Genomic DNA, 18368 nt, shown 5'->3' on the forward strand with positions numbered 1-18368 from the left:
TTCATTCCGGACACGTCCTCTCTATTTATAGGATAGAGACTTAACTAACTTGTGTCCATACATCCATACTAGCATCACCTTGCATTATTTTATTGTTAAACTCAGTATTAAAATTTTTTACATCATTTATTAACTAACCCTGTAAGAAGAGAGGTGTTTCTCGAAAGATTACCGCATTTTCATTTTAAATGGAGTGGTGTAGGAGAAATGTGAATTATTTTAATAGAAGGTAAATCCCTTGATGGTAGCTTGCCTATCTCCAATAAAAAAGAGACCATAGTATAATATATCTTAATTTAAAGGAGGCAATTAAAATAAGTTACAATCGGAAACGTCGCAAACATAAACAGAATCATAACCGACCTTTATACAATAGCGAGATAAGTAATAATAGTACTAATCAACATATGAAAAACGATTTTGAAGAATCGAACAGTAAAGGTTCTAGTTCTATAATACAACAAGGCAATAGTATAAGAGATTATTATCATTCTAGAAAAGATTCATGTGGATCGAGAGGTAGGAGAAGAGGGGGAAGAATAATAGCCGGTCCTCCAGGTCCTCCAGGTCCTCCAGGTCCGCCTGGACCTCGAGGCCTAAGGGGGCCAACAGGAGCGGTAGGAGTTGGAGCGACCGGACCAACCGGACCAACAGGAGCTACAGGGGGAGCAATAGCTACAGAATTTAATCCTGCAGAAGCACCTAGTTATCAATTGGGACAGTTAATTTTCTTTAACGGTAGTTTATATCGAGCAAATGTTAATTCTCCAACTGGAACACCAGGTCAATCAGCAGACTATACATTATTGACCGGTGGAGGATTAGGTGCGACTGGAGCGACCGGAGCGACCGGAGCGACCGGAGCGACCGGAGCGACCGGTATAACTGGAGTAACTGGAGCACCTGGGACGATAGGTATAACTGGAGCAACTGGAGTAACCGGAGCAACTGGAGCGAGCGGTATAACAGGAGCAACTGGAGTAACCGGAGCAACTGGAGCGAGCGGTATAACTGGAGCAACTGGAGTAACCGGAGCAACTGGAGCGAGCGGTATAACTGGAGCAACAGGAGTAACCGGAGCAACCGGAGCGAGCGGTATAACAGGAGTAACTGGAGCGAGCGGTATAACAGGAGCAACAGGAGCAACAGGAGTAACTGGAGCAACAGGAGCAACAGGAGCAACAGGAGTAACAGGAGCAACCGGAGCGACTGGAGTAACAGGAGTAACTGGGGCAACTGGAGCAACCGGAGTAACTGGAGCAACAGGAGTAACTGGAGCAACAGGAGTAACCGGAGCAACCGGAGCAACCGGAGCAACCGGAGCAACCGGAGCAACCGGAGCAACCGGAGTAACTGGAGCAACCGGAGTAACTGGAGGAACCGGAGCAACCGGAGCAACCGGAGCAACCGGAGTAACTGGAGCAACAGGAGCAACAGGAGTAACTGGAGCAACAGGAGTAACTGGAGCAACTGGAGCAACCGGAGCAACAGGAGTAACTGGAGCAACTGGAGCAACCGGAGCAACCGGAGCAACAGGAGTAACTGGAGCAACCGGAGCAACCGGAGCAACTGGAGTAAGTGGAGCAACCGGAGTAACTGGAGCAACCGGAGCAACCGGAGCGACCGGAGAAACCGGCCCAGCTGCATAATACCCAACAAGAATCAATGATTAGTTGGAATTTAGGACTCATAAAGTTAGGGTGAAGTATGTAAAGATAACTTTTCAAAAAGATATTCCTTTTTGGAAAGAGCTCGGAACAAAACCCTCCTCTATGAAAAGCCGGTGAATTTTAAAGGAAGTAAAATTTCACCGCATTTAAATTTCGTTTATGCTAAGAGATTCTGGAGTATCCAACCATACTATGAATTGATGAACTGAGATACGTACTTAATGTACGATGTCTCGGTTTATTTGATATAAATAAAAAATTTTAGGCAGATACCAAGAAGACGTCTTCTTGTTGCTATAGTTTGTCTACCTTTAAACGTAACAGAGGTCATATTATAAACCATCTGAATAAAAAGGAGGCAATTAATATCGGTAACAACAATAGAAGACGTCGAAAACAAAAAGCTATTCAGAAACTCAACTTGCAAATGAATGGGATGAGTAAAAATAATAGTTCTGAAGAGCAATTGAAGAAAAATTTTAGTGATATTTCGATAAACAGTGACTCTAGCTCTATGGCTGATAAAGGTAGAGAGCCAATTCAGCAACATCATAGACAAGAAAATTATTATTCATCTAAAAAGGACTCATGTGGATTTAGAGGTAGAAGAAGAGACGGAAGAGTCATTATCGGCCCAGCTGGCCCCACTGGCCCCACTGGCCCAGCAGGACCAAGAGGATTAAGGGGTCCAACGGGTGCGGCAGGAGTTGGAGCAACCGGTGCAACTGGCCCCACTGGCCCAACCGGAGCTACAGGGGGAGCTATAGGAACTGAATTCGATCCGGCAGCTGCTCCTAGCTATCAAGCAGGACAGCTAATTTTCTTTAACGGTAATTTATATAGAGTAAATGTTAATTCTCCTACTGGAATACCAGGAGAATCCCCAGATTACACATTATTAACTGGTGGTGGAGCTGGAGCTACAGGCGCAACCGGAGCCACCGGAGTGACGGGGGCCACAGGAGCCACAGGCGTAACCGGAGTACCTGGAGCAACAGGGGCTACCGGAGCCACGGGAGTAACCGGAGTACCTGGAGCAACAGGGGCTACCGGAGCCACGGGAGTAACCGGGGCAACAGGCGCAACTGGAGCCACGGGAGTAACTGGGGCAACAGGTGCAACTGGAGCCACAGGCGCAACTGGAGCCACGGGAGTAACTGGGGCAACAGGCGGAACTGGAGCCACGGGAGTAACTGGGGCCACAGGCGCAACTGGAGCCACTGGAGTAACTGGAGCCACGGGAGTAACCGGGACCACAGGCGCAACTGGAGCCACAGGCGCAACTGGAGCCACTGGAGTAACTGGAGCCACAGGCGCAACTGGAGCCACGGGAGTAACTGGAGCCACGGGAGTAACCGGGACCACAGGCGCAACTGGAGCCACAGGCGCAACTGGAGCCACGGGAGTAACTGGGGCAACGGGAGTAACTGGGGCCACAGGAGTAACCGGAGCAACCGGATCTACGGGCGTAACTGGAGCAACAGGTGCAACTGGAGCCACGGGCACAACCGGAGCTGGTTTAGCAGAATACGGATATGTTTACAACTTAGCAACTCAACCTGTAGGTTTAGGGGATGATGTAAATTTTGATACAAATGGATTACTTACATCTGGAATAACTCATACAGAAGGTGAAGAAGCGATTAGAGTTACGAATCCAGGCGATTATGAGATTACTTTCTCTACGACAACCAACGAACCTAGCCAATTTGAATTGTTTGTAAATGATACGGCAATACCGGGGACACTTTATGGTTCCGGATCTGGTGTTGTACAAAACAATGGATATGTAATAGTAACTCTAGAAGCTGGCGATGTAATATCACTAAGAAATAGTTCTAGTACTCCAGGAACAGTTACTCTAACACCTACAGGAGGCACAGGGACGAACGTAAACGCTTCTATAACTATTAAGAAACTAGATAGTTAAAAAGAAAGACTCATTTCTTTAGGTCAGTGCCCATTAAGTCAAAGTGTTTTTATAAGAAAAAACAGTATCGTTTTAAAGGAAATATTGGAGTAAAGGTCTATATTCTAATTTATATATTAACCTGCCAAAATTGATTGGATTATATAAAAGTAGGTCCTTTGTAAAAGATAAATCCCCTCCTAATTAAATTCTTGTATAAAAAGGTTAATCAGATTTTACTGGTTAACCTTATTTTAATGAGAATTTTAGTTCTGAAATTTAATTCATCCTATATCTAACATTTTGTTGCCTGCAGGTTAATTTTTTTAACTTAAGTTAACAATAAACCGTTTGAGGGTTATTCATGTGATTAGTACAATGAAGGTAAGGATGAAGGAGATGAGTATGATGAGACTTACGATTAGTCAAATACTTATAAAAAAAAGAGAAGAAAAAGCAATTACACAAGATGTCCTAGCAAAATTTATAGGTGTTTCCAAAGCCTCTATATCGAAATGGGAAACGGGTAAAACTTATCCAGATATAACACTTCTGCCGAAGCTTGCATCATTTTATAATATAACGATTGACGAACTGATTGGTTATGCACCGCAGTTAACGAAGGATGAGATAAAGAAACAATATCACGAGCTTGCTACAAAATTTAGTAAACAGGATTTTGATTTAGTATACGAGGAAAGCCAAAGTATAATTCAAAAGTATTATGCATGCTTTCCCTTCTTACTGCAAATGGGTGTTCTTTATTTGAATCATTATATGCTCGCGCCAACGGAGGAAAAACAACAAGCTATTTTAGAAGAGACAGCTCAACTGTTTGTAAGGATTAAGCAAGAAAGTGATGATGTTTGGCTTAATAAACAGGCAAATTCGTTACAAGCAGTCATTTATTTATTATTAAAGAAACCTGAAGAAGTACTGTCTTTGTTAGGGGATACGTTACGCCCTGCTGTTGGCGATGAAATTGTACTATCTAATGCCTTTCAAATGATGGGTGATGTAGAGCAAGCAAAACGCACCTTACAAGTGAATATGTATCAAAGCTTATCAAGTCTAGCAGGAACTGCTCATTCATATATGTTATTAAATATTGACGATCAAGAGAAATTCGAAGAAACCATTCTGCGCATGGAAGGGATTACTTCTATTTTTGGATTAAAGGAATTGCATCCGAATATCGTGTTGCAGTTTTACTATGCAGCTGCCCAAGGATACGCAATGCAAGGAAATCGAGAGAAAACGTTGTACTGGTTGGAAAGATATATAGGGGTCTGCACGTCTAACATTTTTCCATTTACATTACATGGAGATAATTTTTTTACATTAATTGATGACTGGCTTGAAAATTTAGATTTAGGTATTAATGCAGTACGGGATGATGAAGTGATTAAAGAAAGTATGCTGCAAAGCGTATGCGCACAACCGGCGTTTGGTTTTATTCAAGAGGATCCTTTATATAAATTGCTTGTCGAAAATTTAAAATTTTCATTAGGAGGAAAAAAGTAAATGGAGAGCAACATGTCAACATTAATAGAATATTTACCATTTTTATTACCACTGATTATTATTCAGTTTGGATTGGCCATCTTTGCAGTAGTTCATGTAATAAAGCACCCGACATATCGGTTTGGTAATCAGGTGATGTGGATTATAGTAGTACTCTTCTTTCAATTTATTGGTCCTGTTATTTATTTCGTATTTGGACGGGGTGATAAATAAATGTCCATTGTTGAAGTGAAAGGACTGAAGAAGCAATTCGCAGATAAAAAAGTAATTGATGATATTTCATTTACAGTTGAAGAGAATCGAGTCTTTGGCTTTCTTGGCAGAAATGGTTCAGGAAAAACGACTACAATGAAAATGTTATTAGGTTTACTACAACCAGATGAAGGTAATTTAAATATTTGTGGAGAATTGGTTCGTTTTGGTGAGACGAAAACCAATAAATACGTTGGGTTTTTACCAGATGTTCCAATGTTTTATCCCTTTATGACTGCGAGAGAATACCTTCTATTATGTGGTGAAATTACTGGTTTAAAGCAACCATATACGAAGCAGAAAAGCGAGGAATTGTTAGATCTTATTGGATTGGCTAACGAATCTGGTAGGATTGGTACTTATTCAAGAGGGATGAAGCAACGTCTAGGAATTGCGCAAGCACTTTTAAATGAGCCTAAATTATTAATTTGTGATGAACCAACCTCAGCATTGGATCCAATTGGTCGAAAACAGATACTAGACATCTTACATGAAGTAAAGCAGAAAACAACGGTTATTTTTTCAACACATGTATTATCTGATGTGGAACGTATTTGTGACGATATTGCTGTGTTACATGAAGGTAAAATTGTGATGGCGGGAGATCTACAAGCTATAAAAAGGCAGTATCAATCTGATCTATTGCATATTCAATTTGGAACAGAGGATGATAAAAACAAATTTTGTGGCTTATCAAGTATTCAAAATTTGTTGAATGATAGTAATTTTAAAGAGGAGAAAATGAATCTGCAATTTAAACATACCCATTTTACAGAGCAATTAGTTTTGCAAGCATTCCAGGAAGCGCAAGTTTTTCCACAAAAGTTAGAAAAAATGGAGCAATCATTAGAAAATATATTTATGGATGTGGTTAAATGAAATCATTTCAAGCATTTATAAAAAAAGAATTAATGGAATCACATCGTACTTATAAATTGTGGATTATAGTCACTATTTTTTTAGGTCTTGGCATTATGAGCCCGCTAACTGCAAAATTAATGCCTGTATTATTTGAACAGTTTATGCCAGCAGGAGTAGTAATGGATATTCCAGAGCCAACTGCTCTCGACTCTTGGATACAGTTTTATAAAAATATTTCACAAATGGGTATTATTTTGTTCATTATTTTATTTAGCACCACATTATCCTCAGAGTTATCAAAAGGTACCCTTATCCTTATGTTAACAAAAGGACTTTCAAGAAAAACAGTTATCTGGTCGAAAGCCACAGCTATATCACTTATATGGACACTAAGCTATGCCCTTGCTTTTTGGACGACATTCGCATATACATCTTATTATTGGGATATGAGTACTGTTTCGCATTACTATTTTGCTGCTTTTTGTCTATGGTTATTTGGCGTTTTAATGATTGCTGTATTTTTGTTTGGAAATATCTTAGCAACATCAACATATATGCCGATGCTTTTTTCTGGAGTTGTATTTGTCGCATTATTACTACTAAATATGTTTGAGAAAACAGAAGCATACAACCCAATCCGGCTAGCAACGAATAATGTAGAATTATTAACCGGTGCTATGGGAACAGAAGATTTTACAATGGTTATTTGGCTAACCGTTGTAAGTATTTTCATAATCCTTTTAAGTTCCATAGCTATTTTCAATAAAAAACAACTATAATAACAGGTTTATGGGTGCAAGTCCTACACAAACCTCTTTTACCCAGATTCTCTCTTTTCTCCAATAATTATTTTTTGATTATGTAATAAATTACCTTATCCATAATTTTTTTCTTACATAATCTATAAGTATCAGGAGGAGAGGAGGAATAGTAAATGTCTGGATATGAAAATCAAGGCGGAGGATCGGGTTACGGCAATAGCGGATCAGGTTTCGTACTGCTTGTAGTGTTATTTATCCTACTTATTATTGTGGGAGCATCATTCATTTATTAGTTAGTTAATACTAACTAAGTTTAAAAAGTAAATCCCATTCTTAACCTTCTCTAAAAAAAATCGACTTTCTCTTCATTGAGTTAGTTGTTTTTTTTAGATGAAATCAAAAATATTACAAGAAAATAATAAACAAAAAGCCGATGTCCTTAAATAGCGAGGAACATCGGCTTTTAACTACCTAAACAAGCCTATAGCAGATCCTAATTGTCTCATCATGTTATATCCATTTTGTAAGGTAGTGGCGTGACCCGCAAGTGTGTTGATATGATTGGGCAGTCTTCCTAAAAAGCCTGGGGAAGAATTGTTGGAAGAAGGCTGGTTCCATCTATTATCAAAAGGTTGCCCAAATGGTTGTCCCTGATTAGGGGGACCAAACTGTTGCCCCTGATTAGGTGGTCCAAATGGTTGCCCAAATGGTTGTCCTTGGTAAGGAGGTCCAAAAGGTTGCCCTTGGTAAGGAGGACCGAACTGTTGCCCTTGATAAGGAGGGCCAAACCCTTGTCTATAACCTGGAGGAAAGGATCTTCTTGGTACTGGTGAAAAAAGTGGCATGTACTCACCTCCTTACAGAGTAAACCTATTTATAATATATGACAAAAAGTAATATGAACTTAGACTTTTATTAGAATGATAAATGAGTTATTTTCTTAAGTCCCATCTAAAATGAACATGATTCATATTTATTTTTTTATATCTTAAGTGTAATAATTTGTATATAATTAACTCATATAACTATATAAGGAAGTGGTTTATGGACATTTTACATTACATCACTATTCTATTAAGTTGGTTAATCATTTTTGTATTTATACTTAAAATAGCTAAGAAGAAGGAAATCTCATGGAAAAATTGGCGACTGTATGTAGTTTTACTGCTTGGCTTATTTTCCATAGATTATACCTTTTCTTTTTTAGAACGAAAAATTTCTATAGCCATTTTTCCGCTAGGCATGTGGATTTTATATATCTTTTTACACAAAAAAGAAGGAGCCTGGTTAAAGTACAGAACCTTTGCTTGGTTGGGTTTTTGGAGTAATTATTTGTTTTTAATGACGTATCTTTTTTCTTGGCCAATTTATTACTTGCTATATCCATCAGAAGATTTAGCAACCTATCTTAGTAATCCGGAAGAAGTAAGGGTTATTGCTATCCACCCAACTGCTAAAGAACAAAGTAAGGAAACGGGAGCACTTAAGAAAGAGTTACCTGAATTTAAGCGTGATGAATTTTTTACAGTGGAATGGTATAACGAAACCTATTTTAATAGTGATTCGACAAAAGCAAAAGAACGTTTTCCATACCTACTTGTAGATCACAAATCTAAGTGGGGAAGTGGGATAGAGTCAACTATCTATCTAGAAAAGGATGGTAAAGGGGTGCTAGTGTCTACTAGTAAAAACCAATACTATTTCCGTTCTGATCACTCCATTATAAAGGGGGGCAGCAATGATGAATAAGAAATGGATAGTTATAGTTTCCTTTGCTGTAGTCATTGGAGTGGGTATTCTTTTCTTTGTTAATCGAGAGCCAACACCCTTTTTGACCATGGAGGAGGTAACAGAAATACTAAATAGACAGGATATTAATAGTCCTGTGAAGGTATTAGATATAATAGATTTGGAAAAATCGTACCGTTTTGTTCCTTTTATAACGGAGAGTGGTCAGAGGGGAATTAGTTATTGGGCTTTTAATCATTTCGAATGGAAGTTAGTCGCCTACGAGTGGAGCGATCAATTAAAAGTATGGAAGCTAAGTCCGGATGATCCATCTAGCTATTATTTTGTCTGGCATTTTGAAGCGCAAGACGAAGTAACTCAGATGAATATACATTTATTACAGAACCGTTCGTATAGAGTGTCTGGAGATATTAGTATTTATACGCCAAGTATTCAGCTTCACAAAAATGTAAGCTTAATGAATAAAACATATGGAGTAATGCCTCTCCCAGAGGAATGGTATAAAATTATAACTGCTATTTCTTCTATCCAAGAAGATACTGTATTTGATTTTATGTCAAATCCACAGTCAACGTATTACTTTGGAAGACAGACACTAGATGAGCAGGGGCTTGATGCAAATTTAAAAAGAAATGAACGTAGCGCTAGTCAGTCAGGGCACTGGGTGGAAGAGCCGGATTATCAAATGGATTATGTAATAAGCATTTACGAAGAACAGCTAGAGCGTCCCTGATGAATAAATGAAATAGATCCACTTAAAGCAAATAAAGTAGCAAGTGTATAACTAATTAAAAGAGAGCTTATCCTGAACATTTTTTTCAGAATAAGCTCTTTTTTATATTTGTCGGGAAGAAAAAAGCTATTCTTAAAATGGACAAAGTTATGGAAGATATATCCTCATTCAGATTTTATTGTTTGATTATCTAAAAAGATGGGCTTATACTAACAAAGAATTCAAATTAAAGTACTCTAATTAAAGTACTTTGTTTGAAGTTTAATTAAAAGTAAATATTATTTGAAAGAAGGAAATTAAAACACATGAAGTTTACACAATTTTTGAAAACAAAGGGAGCTATTGCTTCCATTTTTATGGGGATATTTTATGCAGTTGCTATGCTGGGGATTTTTCTTCCAGGGTATACAGCGATCCCAGGTAACATCGATCAACTTCCAATAGCCCTAGTCAATGAGGATGCCGGTGAATATGGCTCGGTGATTGCCGACCAATTAAAAGAAAGTTTACCATTTGAAGAGATTAAAACAGATTTGTCCAATAAGAATGCGTTAGAACAGCTAGAGAAAAATGAAGTAACTCTAGTAATTCACATTCCTGAAAATTTCTCGGCAAACATGCAAAACGGAGAAGTATCATCCAGTATTGACTTCACTGTTAACGAAGTGGGTGCAACAGTTGTTTCTTCCTCCATGACGTCTATTGTCACGGAGATAAACAATCAGTTAAGCGCTCAGTTTTCTCAGCAGACCGCAAAGGGAGTGTTAATGAACTTTAATGTTCCTGAAGACCAAGCTGCTGCAATGGCAGAAACGATTGAAACATCTTATGTTGGAAACGTAGTAACGATCAATGACATCCCGGATGGTATGCATAACAACATGCTTCCGATGTTCTTAACAATGGCAGGTTATGTAGGGGCAATGATTGCAGCAATGCAATTAGTAGCTTCCTTCAAGGAGAGTCGCGGAAAAGCGAGCAAAACTCGTTTATTCGTTTACGTGCAATTGACTGCATTAATGATTGCCGTACTTGCGGCTCTTGCAGCAATGGGGATTACCTATCTAGTAAATGAACCTAGTGGAGATTTATTTTTAGGTCTTTTTGGTCAGCAAGTTTTAAACTATATGGTAGCATTTAACTTTACGGCAATGTTTATATTCCTTGTTGGGGAGGGTGGTATGATTCTGAACATACCAGTCCTACTAGTACAGACCATTGCAAATGGAGCAACCATTACAAGAGACATGATGTATGGACCGTACGAGTGGGTAAGCTATATTTCCCCAATGTATTACTCTGTACAAGCATACTGTGCTAATATGTATGGAGGTATTAGCCCAACACCTTATGTATGGGGCATGATTGCGGTCGGTTTAGGAGCAATGTTAATAAATATGCTGCTTGTAGCCTTTGTCCATAAACCAGTTCCAATAGAAAAAACTTCAATAAGCGAAACAAAGGAAGTTGTGAATAATACTGAAATTACTGCATGATTTTGCTACAATGAATATAATTCTGCCAAAGGAGCGGTACTATAATGGCAATTCAAATATATATATTGGGCAAATTAATGCAGGATAATAACTATCCATATAAGTTAAAAAAAGAGCTTTCAGAGCCAATTCCCTTAGATCAATTAGGGGGAGTGACAGAAAGTAAGCTATATTATCATTTTGAATCTTTGGTAAAACAAGGACTGATTGAACCGGTAGAAATTATTAAGGAAGAGCACCGACCCGATAAACAAGTATTTGCGATAACTAAGAAAGGTAAAGCTGCTTTACCACAAAAAATTTATCAATTATTTGAGAATACAGATACAATTAGCGGGATGGTCATCGCTCTAGCAAATATAGAATATGTTGATCGCGAAAAAGTAATTGAGATACTTGAAAAGAAAATAACGCTTCTCAAGGAACGATGGGATAACATAAAAAACTTAGAAAACCAAGTGCAGTTAACAGAGAAGAAAGAGCATTTAGTCAATTATCTTGGAGAATATTTTTCAGATAAGAACGATCATACCTCGCATTGGATCGAGGAGTTAATTAGACGTATTAAAAGCAATGAAATATAAGAGGGTTATTCAGCTAATTCGATAGCTGAATGACCCTTTTGTATTTTTAGAGTAGAATTCCATTTTATAGATTGGTTATAAAATTGAGTAAATATCGTGGGAAATTGTATAATGGGTATAATTGGAGGTGAAGTATTTGAAACTGTTTATTCAAGTGGTCATTGGTTTGATGTTGTTAATATTTTCTACAATTGCTTCTTGGTATGAGGGAAGTACATTGACAACGGCTATATGGGAGTGGAAGCATACAGCGGTTTTTTCAAAGTGGATCAATGGGTCTGTAAACCAAGCAAATGATATTTTAACAATAGATTATTTTATATATGCAGCTAAATTCTCACCTGCCTATCCTTTAACCATGCTATTAAGTGGAACGTATTTAATTATACTGATCGGCTACATATTATTTAGAGGTAAAACAAAGCTATTTTCTTATTTTCTAACTTCTGTCGGAATTGTATTCTTGGTTCTATGTAATTTAGTATCAGGTTCCCCGACGATAGGTCTAACCATATTTTTTTACAGTTCTCTTTTAATAGGAATTTTAGCGATTGGTGTAGCAATTATCTTACTTGTTACCAACAAAAATAAGGGGATAACAACTTAAATGTCCTGTTCCATAAATAGTTAAATATTATAAGAGCTAAACCAGAAGCCGATACTTCACTAGTGTGGGCTTTTTTTCATTCATAATTTAATATGCCTTTAGTGAATCCATCCCGTTTACAAAATAATAAAGAGAGTATATTATGTATATATGAATATATAATCATATATAAGTTTTAGTTTTACTTTAATGGAGGGCAGGGAGTTATTATGTCGGATCATCATAATCACACACACAGTGCCAATAAAATAGTATTGCTCGTTTCTTTTTTTATCATTTTTACCTATATGATTGTAGAGGCAATCGGCGGCTATTTGACCAACAGCTTGGCGCTTCTTTCAGATGCAGGACATATGCTAAGCGATGCTGTATCTTTGGCCATTGCATTATTGGCGTTTAGCCTTGGAGAAAAAGCTGCAAATAGTAACAAAACATATGGATATAAGCGCTTTGAAATTTTAGCAGCTGTGCTCAATGGCCTAACGCTTATGGGGATTGCATTCTTTATCTTTTATGAAGCATTTATGCGATTCGCTAATCCACCAGAGGTTGCTACAACTGGGATGTTAATCATTAGTTCTATTGGTTTAGCGGTTAATATTTTTGTAGCTTGGTTTATGATGCGAGGTAGTGATACAGAAGACAACCTAAATATGCGAGGAGCTTACTTGCATGTTATTAGTGATATGCTAGGCTCAGTCGGAGCAATCATTGCTGCATTACTCATCCTGTTCTTTGGATGGGGATGGGCGGATCCATTGGCTAGTGTGATTGTCGCTGCGCTTGTATTAAGAAGTGGATACTTTGTAACAAAGGCATCTCTCCATGTTCTAATGGAAGGTACCCCACAAAATGTAGACATAAATAACATTGTACAAACAATCGAACAAAACCCTGAAATCCATAGTGTCCATGATTTGCACATCTGGTCTATAACCAGTGGCTTGAATGCACTATCCTGCCATGTGGTTGTGAAAAAGGAAATGACAATTGGTGAGGGTGAAAAACTCCTGCAAAAAGTAGAGCACGATTTAGCTCATCAAAGTATACAGCATGTGACTATTCAACTGGAAACAGAATCACATAAACATGATTCATCTATTTTATGTACAACAAAGGCAGAAGACACAGGAGCTCACCACCATCATCACCACTAACTAAAAGGCTATGTTAAAGGTTATGGTTGATTTAGGATGCAAAGAAATATTAAATCAGAGAGTAGAATTGATTTCCGCCCCAACCGGACGCTTTCCGTGGGGTGAGCGATAAGCCATCACCCGTCGCTAACGCGCGCGGTTGTGATGTCTTATCTGTCTCACTCATCCCACTGGAGTCGCCGTCTGGCGCTCCAATCAATAAATGGAACAGCTTTATCATCGATAAATCGCTAATAATTTACTCGAATAAATAAAGCTTCAAAATGGTCACCAACCCCAATTTCATCATCTATTTATATTTAACAGACATTTGAAAGTACCTTTGTTTATGTTTACAGTCACTATAAAAAAGAATTGTTAGTCAAAATAAACTCATATCTTTAACAAAGCTAACTAAAAAAATAAGGAGGGTATAAAGTGGAGGAAAAGTTACAGCATGATTTAGACGAAGAAACCCTTTTCGTTGTATCCCAGACGTTCAAAGCACTAAGTGATCCTACTCGTATACGAATATTAAATTTTTTATGCTGTGAAGAGCACTCTGTCAATGAAATAGCGGAATCATTAAATTTAGGGCAAACAACGGTTTCTCATCAGCTACGCTTTCTAAAGAACTTGCGCTTAGTAAAGTTTCGCCGTGAAGGAACTACCATGTACTATTCAAGCGATGATGATCATGTGATGAACTTATTGCATCAGGCTGTGAGTCATGCCAAGCATTAACTTAATCTTTTGGCTAGGCATCTACTTGCATTCCAAAGTTGCTTGTAACCAAGAAGAAAGCTCCGATATTTACTTTACGTAAATCTTCGGAGCTTTTTATCTGTAGAGATTGCTTGTAATTATCCTTTAAGTTTTACTTCTCCTGGCTTTTTCATAAATAGAGATAGCACAAGATTAACGATTGCCAATATTAAACCTAGGGTAAATACGAATGATGAGCCAGAGGCAGTTGCCTCTGCTAAATTATCATTAACCGTTGTTAAATAGCTACTTTGTTTTGCAGATAACACGGAAACCATGATAGCAATACCCATTGCCCCAGCTACTTGTTGAACTGTTTGAGTTAATGCTATTCCATCTGGATAGTATTCTCTAGGCAATGAATTTAGTGTGTTTGTTTGCGTAGAAGCAAGTACCATACCGATACCAAGCATCATGATAATATGTGTAACAACTAATAACCATGTAGCTGTGTCGGTACCAAATGAAGCATAAAGGATATATCCAATAACAACAAAGATAGTACCTGGAGTTATTACAGCTTTTGGACCAAACTTATCAAACATCCGTCCAATGGTAGGTGCTAAAATACAATTCAACAAGCTTCCTGGTAGTAATACCAGACCTGTAGTAAAGGCAAGCATTAATAATGCCATTTGCATGTACATAGGTAAAACAACAAGCAATGATAGCATATTAAAGAATGTGATAAAGCTCATTACAACTCCCAAGACGAATAAAGGATATTTAAAGGCCTTCAAATTCAGCATTGGATTCTCCATTTTCGTTTGACGAAGAGAGAACAGAATTAATGCAATCACACCAACAATAATGGATGTTATAACGATTGTACTTGTCCAGCCATGTTCTCCAGCAACACTTACTCCATAAACAATGCCACCAAATCCAAGCGTTGAAAGAATTACAGATAAAATATCTATAGAAACTTTGCGAATTTCGTTAACATTAGGCAAGAATACTAAACCGATGATAGCAGAGAGTAGTAAGAACGGAAGGGTTACCCAAAAGATCCATTCCCATGATAGTGTATCTAAAATTAGTCCAGCAATCGTTGGACCTAATGCTGGTCCTGCTAACATAACTAGTCCCATTACTCCCATTGCAGCCCCACGTTTGTTTGGAGGGAAAATAGTAAAGATGACATTTTGCGTTAATGGCAAATTGATCGCTAATCCAGCAGCTTGAATAATACGTCCAACTAGCAAAAGACTAAAAGTCGGTGATACTGCAGCTAAAATAGTTCCGATAATAGATAAAGAAATAGAAGTAAGGAACATTTGACGTGTTGTAAATTTTTGCATCAGAATTCCCGTAACCGGTACTAAGATACCTAAAGTTAAAAAGTAACCCGTGGCTAACCATTGAATGGTTGTAGGTTTAACATCAAATATTAAACTTAAGTCTCCTAAAGCAATATTCAATGCGGTTTCACTAAAAAGTCCGACAAATCCTGCTACTAAAAGAGCAGCCATTATCGGTCCTGTCTTGATCTGTTTATTCATTTATATTTGAAACTCCCTCTATAAAATAGATATTCCCCTAGACTTTGTCTTAAGGGGAATACTTCTTTGTTTAGTATTGTAAACGTTCATGTCTAAATGTTGATATGTTCAAATAATTATTAATGGGTAATCTATTCTTTCTTTCTTTTATTTTTAATCAAAATAGTAATCACTGTATGTCGACTATAAGCGATTTAGATATTCCTTTATAACATTTTTCTTTTGTTCAGACCGGTCTAGTTGTTACTATAACAAAATAATTTCATACGATGTAAGTGTTTTTTTTATACTAAATTTTATCTCATTCACATTTTAGACAAAAATAAGGGGGTAAAGAGTTCTTAGTAATAAGGAGATGAGGAAGGATAGTGTAACTTCTTGTTGCTAGTATAATTTTCGAAAAGTTTTAACCCTCCAGCGGTTTAGCATGGAGGGTTAAGTGACTAGATTAAATTTTAGCCTTTTTATAGCTTTCTACTATTTCTATAATAAGGGAAATAACGATAGAGGCAGCGATGATTATCCATAATACATCCATTGCATTACTCAAAACAACGTTGTTTATTATGATTGTTTTTTCTATATAAGGAAGGGCAGCCTCGTTATATAAATTAGCGTTCCTTGAAATTATGAGAAAAGCAAACGTGCTAAGTATATGGATAATGCCATTTACTAAAGCTACTTTTTTAGTCCATTGACCTACCACCCACTTATAAAGTACGAGTCCTACCTCTAGGACAATAAACGTAACTACTATTGGCCAATAAGATAGTAATACATTTTGTTCAAATATAGGCATGACTAGTTGTAAGCCGTTACCATCTGAAGAACTATAAATACCTAACAGATGGTCAGCATTCCAGTAAATGATTGCCCAGACAGTAATCCAAAAAATACTAAAAATAATTTCTCCTGTAGATATGATTTTTTTAGCGGGAATGATTTGGACATCCTTTAAATCGTCTGGTGACCATGGAGTACCTCTTTTCGTTAAAGGTAGGTCATTTTTAGATAATCCGACTCGTTCAACAATGACAAATACTATAGTGGTCCATATAAACACCTGAGAGGCGGCATAGATGACGTTGACAATAGTGTCAGTAATTGTATTAATAATAACTGTTAGTATTGATTCCTCTCCATTAAACATTCCAATGCTAGCAACAATATTTAAGATAACGCAGATAAGGATGACCCAAGGGAAAATTAGCTTCAGCGTTTCTATATAGGCATCGTAAACCTTAGGACCGATTAAATACATAGGCTTATCGCGGTAGCTTGCTGCCAAAACAGCTGGATCGTCCATTTTAGCTAGCGCCTCTTTTACTTCCTTCTCTGTATAGCTCTCTGGAAGCATGTCTTCAATTGAAAATCTTAACTCCATTGCAATATCATCTCGTGATTTTTTAGGAAGTCTTCTTGTTACCTCATACACATAAGCATCAATCAAATTCATTCAAATCATCTCCCTCTAAAAGTGACTTCAATTCTAACGTCATTTTCTCCCACTCTCCTTTTAATAGTTCAAAAACCTCTATGCCATAATCACTTAGTACATAATACTTTCTTGGTCTACTTTCTGTTGTATCCCAGCTACTTGTTAATAAATCTTGTTTCTCTAAACGACGTAGTAAGGGATATAGTGTACTTTGTTCAATAGAAACCCCAGCACTTTCTAATCCTTGAACTAACGAATAACCGTACTGTGGCTTTCGTAATTGACTTAAAACTGCTAAAGGAAGCGTTCCTCTTCTAAGTTCAGTCATGTATGAATCCAACAAATTAACCAATTATTCTCACCTCTTTTTCTATACTGTATATCATACACTATTAGGTGACGAATTATAACGTATATAATACTTTATTAGAAAAAAATTATTTTATGTAGGCTTTACTTAAAAAAATTACATAAACGAATATAAAATTCGTTATTATCTCTTTAATATTGTTGTTTTTCCATGTTGTAGCTAGCGATAGACTTATTTTTTGTATAGTTGAATCTTTTTGTACTAAGATAACAATGAATCTAATACTTTTAAGAGGAGCTTGAAAATGAACCGTTTAGAAAACAAAACTGCTATAATCACCGGAAGTGGAGCTGGAATTGGTAAGGAAATTGCAATTGCATATGCAAAAGAAGGCGCTAGTGTAGTAATCGCTGACTTTAACGAGGAAGCTCTGCAATCTACCGTAAAAGAATTAACAGAATCAGGATTTTCTGTTTTTGGTGTTAAAGTGAATGTTGCAAACGAGAATGATGTGAAAAAAATGGTTTCCTCCACAATTGAGCATTTTGGTCGCATTGATATTTTAGTGAACAATGCAGGTGTAGGTGATAATATGCAAGCAGCCGCTAATGTCGAGGATGATATATGGAACCGTGTTATGAATATTAATGTAACAGGTGTTATGCGCTGTATACGTCAAGTGCTCCCTCATTTTGAAAAGAACGGAAGTGGCACAATTATCAACATGGCATCATTATCAGGTGTAATGGGTGGTCGTGGTGGACTTACTTATACTGCAGCTAAGCATGCTGTTGTTGGTATGACTAAAAATGTTGCTTCACATTATGGACCACTTGGTATTCGTTCTAATGCCATTGCACCTGGGCACGTAGAAACAGGATTCGCAGCAGCTATGGACAATGTTGATCCATTCGGTATGAAGCAAGCTACACGAGGTGTTGGAATGATGACAAGAGCAGGTCAAGTATCAGACATTTCAAATATCGCTCTATTCCTAGCCTCTGACGAATCTTCACTTATCAATGGCATTGTAGTAACAGCTGATGGAGGCTGGAGTGCTTACTAATTTAT

General features: G+C 37.4%; 19 protein-coding genes. 15 read left to right on the forward strand and 4 right to left on the reverse strand.

The features are described from left to right. The first annotated feature begins 539 nt into the window (after positions 1–539). The 7 genes from HF876_RS19080 to HF876_RS01785 all read left to right on the forward strand — a co-directional run bounded on the left by HF876_RS19080 (position 540) and on the right by HF876_RS01785 (position 7270). Positions 540–1649, forward strand: a complete 1110-nt coding sequence (locus tag HF876_RS19080) for a hypothetical protein (protein WP_481900272.1) — start codon at positions 540–542, stop codon at positions 1647–1649. A 322-nt stretch (positions 1650–1971) separates the two neighbouring features. Then, positions 1972–3600 carry a BclA C-terminal domain-containing protein gene (locus tag HF876_RS19085; protein ID WP_277347064.1) on the forward strand — a complete coding sequence of 543 codons (1629 nt, stop codon included), beginning with the start codon at positions 1972–1974 and terminating at the stop codon, positions 3598–3600. Positions 3601–3984: 384 nt separating this feature from the next. Further along, positions 3985–5103, forward strand: a complete 1119-nt coding sequence (locus HF876_RS01765) for a helix-turn-helix transcriptional regulator (RefSeq protein WP_169358335.1) — start codon at positions 3985–3987, stop codon at positions 5101–5103. After that, the gene (locus HF876_RS01770; RefSeq protein WP_240949579.1) at positions 5104–5316 is read left to right on the forward strand and encodes a PLDc N-terminal domain-containing protein; all 213 of its coding nucleotides are present in this window, start codon (positions 5104–5106) and stop codon (positions 5314–5316) included. Then, positions 5317–6234 (forward strand): ABC transporter ATP-binding protein, encoded by a 918-nt coding sequence (locus HF876_RS01775; RefSeq protein WP_169358336.1) that lies wholly within the window; start codon positions 5317–5319, stop codon positions 6232–6234. It abuts the gene before it with no gap. Next, the gene (locus tag HF876_RS01780) at positions 6231–6995 is read left to right on the forward strand and encodes an ABC-2 transporter permease (protein ID WP_169358337.1); all 765 of its coding nucleotides are present in this window, start codon (positions 6231–6233) and stop codon (positions 6993–6995) included. The genes HF876_RS01775 and HF876_RS01780 overlap by 4 nt, the downstream gene beginning before the upstream one ends. Positions 6996–7150: 155 nt before the next feature. After that, positions 7151–7270 (forward strand): YjcZ family sporulation protein, encoded by a 120-nt coding sequence (locus HF876_RS01785; RefSeq protein ID WP_169358338.1) that lies wholly within the window; start codon positions 7151–7153, stop codon positions 7268–7270. 174 nt (positions 7271–7444) lie between these two features. Here the strand turns inward: HF876_RS01785 and HF876_RS01790 are convergent, their stop codons facing one another. Further along, complete coding sequence (locus HF876_RS01790; RefSeq protein WP_205963966.1) at positions 7445–7822, reverse strand: hypothetical protein; 378 nt, start codon at positions 7820–7822, stop codon at positions 7445–7447. A 199-nt stretch (positions 7823–8021) separates the two neighbouring features. On the opposite strand from HF876_RS01790, the gene HF876_RS01795 reads away from it, so the two are divergent. The 7 genes from HF876_RS01795 to HF876_RS01825 all read left to right on the forward strand — a co-directional run bounded on the left by HF876_RS01795 (position 8022) and on the right by HF876_RS01825 (position 14026). After that, positions 8022–8726 (forward strand): hypothetical protein, encoded by a 705-nt coding sequence (locus HF876_RS01795; RefSeq protein ID WP_169358339.1) that lies wholly within the window; start codon positions 8022–8024, stop codon positions 8724–8726. Continuing rightward, entirely contained in the window at positions 8716–9459 is a 744-nt protein-coding gene (locus HF876_RS01800) for a hypothetical protein (protein ID WP_169358340.1), read from the forward strand. Before HF876_RS01795 ends, HF876_RS01800 begins: the two co-directional genes overlap by 11 nt. Positions 9460–9764: 305 nt before the next feature. Continuing rightward, entirely contained in the window at positions 9765–10955 is a 1191-nt protein-coding gene (locus HF876_RS01805; protein WP_169358341.1) for a YhgE/Pip domain-containing protein, read from the forward strand. A gap of 44 nt (positions 10956–10999) precedes the next feature. Beyond that, a complete protein-coding gene (locus HF876_RS01810) occupies positions 11000–11539 on the forward strand; it encodes a PadR family transcriptional regulator (RefSeq protein ID WP_169358342.1) in 540 nt (179 codons plus the stop codon). Positions 11540–11675: 136 nt separating this feature from the next. Continuing rightward, positions 11676–12146, forward strand: a complete 471-nt coding sequence (locus tag HF876_RS01815) for a YjdJ family protein (protein WP_169358343.1) — start codon at positions 11676–11678, stop codon at positions 12144–12146. A 209-nt stretch (positions 12147–12355) separates the two neighbouring features. Continuing rightward, complete coding sequence (locus HF876_RS01820) at positions 12356–13303, forward strand: cation diffusion facilitator family transporter (RefSeq protein ID WP_169358344.1); 948 nt, start codon at positions 12356–12358, stop codon at positions 13301–13303. 417 nt (positions 13304–13720) lie between these two features. After that, positions 13721–14026 (forward strand): metalloregulator ArsR/SmtB family transcription factor, encoded by a 306-nt coding sequence (locus tag HF876_RS01825; protein WP_169358345.1) that lies wholly within the window; start codon positions 13721–13723, stop codon positions 14024–14026. Positions 14027–14145: 119 nt separating this feature from the next. Here HF876_RS01825 and HF876_RS01830 read toward each other — a convergent pair whose 3' ends face one another. The 3 genes from HF876_RS01830 to HF876_RS01840 all read right to left on the reverse strand — a co-directional run bounded on the left by HF876_RS01830 (position 14146) and on the right by HF876_RS01840 (position 17339). Then, on the reverse strand, positions 14146–15549 hold the full coding sequence (locus HF876_RS01830; protein ID WP_169358346.1) for a DHA2 family efflux MFS transporter permease subunit: 1404 nt from the start codon (positions 15547–15549) through the stop codon (positions 14146–14148). 448 nt (positions 15550–15997) lie between these two features. Beyond that, positions 15998–17005, reverse strand: a complete 1008-nt coding sequence (locus HF876_RS01835) for an HAAS signaling domain-containing protein (protein ID WP_169358347.1) — start codon at positions 17003–17005, stop codon at positions 15998–16000. Next, the gene (locus tag HF876_RS01840) at positions 16992–17339 is read right to left on the reverse strand and encodes a PadR family transcriptional regulator (protein ID WP_169358348.1); all 348 of its coding nucleotides are present in this window, start codon (positions 17337–17339) and stop codon (positions 16992–16994) included. The genes HF876_RS01835 and HF876_RS01840 overlap by 14 nt, the downstream gene beginning before the upstream one ends. A 262-nt stretch (positions 17340–17601) precedes the next feature. Between HF876_RS01840 and HF876_RS01845 the strand changes: the two genes are divergently transcribed. After that, positions 17602–18363 (forward strand): glucose 1-dehydrogenase, encoded by a 762-nt coding sequence (locus HF876_RS01845; protein ID WP_169358349.1) that lies wholly within the window; start codon positions 17602–17604, stop codon positions 18361–18363. Positions 18364–18368 lie beyond the last annotated feature (5 nt).

The organism is Psychrobacillus sp. BL-248-WT-3 (assembly GCF_012843435.1).
Classification (GTDB): domain Bacteria; phylum Bacillota; class Bacilli; order Bacillales_A; family Planococcaceae; genus Psychrobacillus.

What these genes read in the sequence shown, in the direction of transcription:
- HF876_RS01765 (WP_169358335.1), top strand. Translation starts at nt 3,985, where the DNA reads ATGATGAGACTTACGATTAGTCAAATACTTATAAAAAAAAGAGAAGAA.
- HF876_RS01770 (WP_240949579.1), top strand. Translation starts at nt 5,104, where the DNA reads ATGGAGAGCAACATGTCAACATTAATAGAATATTTACCATTTTTATTA.
- HF876_RS01775 (WP_169358336.1), top strand. Translation starts at nt 5,317, where the DNA reads ATGTCCATTGTTGAAGTGAAAGGACTGAAGAAGCAATTCGCAGATAAA.
- HF876_RS01780 (WP_169358337.1), top strand. Translation starts at nt 6,231, where the DNA reads ATGAAATCATTTCAAGCATTTATAAAAAAAGAATTAATGGAATCACAT.
- HF876_RS01785 (WP_169358338.1), top strand. Translation starts at nt 7,151, where the DNA reads ATGTCTGGATATGAAAATCAAGGCGGAGGATCGGGTTACGGCAATAGC.
- HF876_RS01790 (WP_205963966.1), bottom strand. Translation starts at nt 7,822, where the DNA reads ATGCCACTTTTTTCACCAGTACCAAGAAGATCCTTTCCTCCAGGTTAT.
- HF876_RS01795 (WP_169358339.1), top strand. Translation starts at nt 8,022, where the DNA reads ATGGACATTTTACATTACATCACTATTCTATTAAGTTGGTTAATCATT.
- HF876_RS01800 (WP_169358340.1), top strand. Translation starts at nt 8,716, where the DNA reads ATGATGAATAAGAAATGGATAGTTATAGTTTCCTTTGCTGTAGTCATT.
- HF876_RS01805 (WP_169358341.1), top strand. Translation starts at nt 9,765, where the DNA reads ATGAAGTTTACACAATTTTTGAAAACAAAGGGAGCTATTGCTTCCATT.
- HF876_RS01810 (WP_169358342.1), top strand. Translation starts at nt 11,000, where the DNA reads ATGGCAATTCAAATATATATATTGGGCAAATTAATGCAGGATAATAAC.
- HF876_RS01820 (WP_169358344.1), top strand. Translation starts at nt 12,356, where the DNA reads ATGTCGGATCATCATAATCACACACACAGTGCCAATAAAATAGTATTG.
- HF876_RS01830 (WP_169358346.1), bottom strand. Translation starts at nt 15,549, where the DNA reads ATGAATAAACAGATCAAGACAGGACCGATAATGGCTGCTCTTTTAGTA.
- HF876_RS01835 (WP_169358347.1), bottom strand. Translation starts at nt 17,005, where the DNA reads ATGAATTTGATTGATGCTTATGTGTATGAGGTAACAAGAAGACTTCCT.
- HF876_RS01845 (WP_169358349.1), top strand. Translation starts at nt 17,602, where the DNA reads ATGAACCGTTTAGAAAACAAAACTGCTATAATCACCGGAAGTGGAGCT.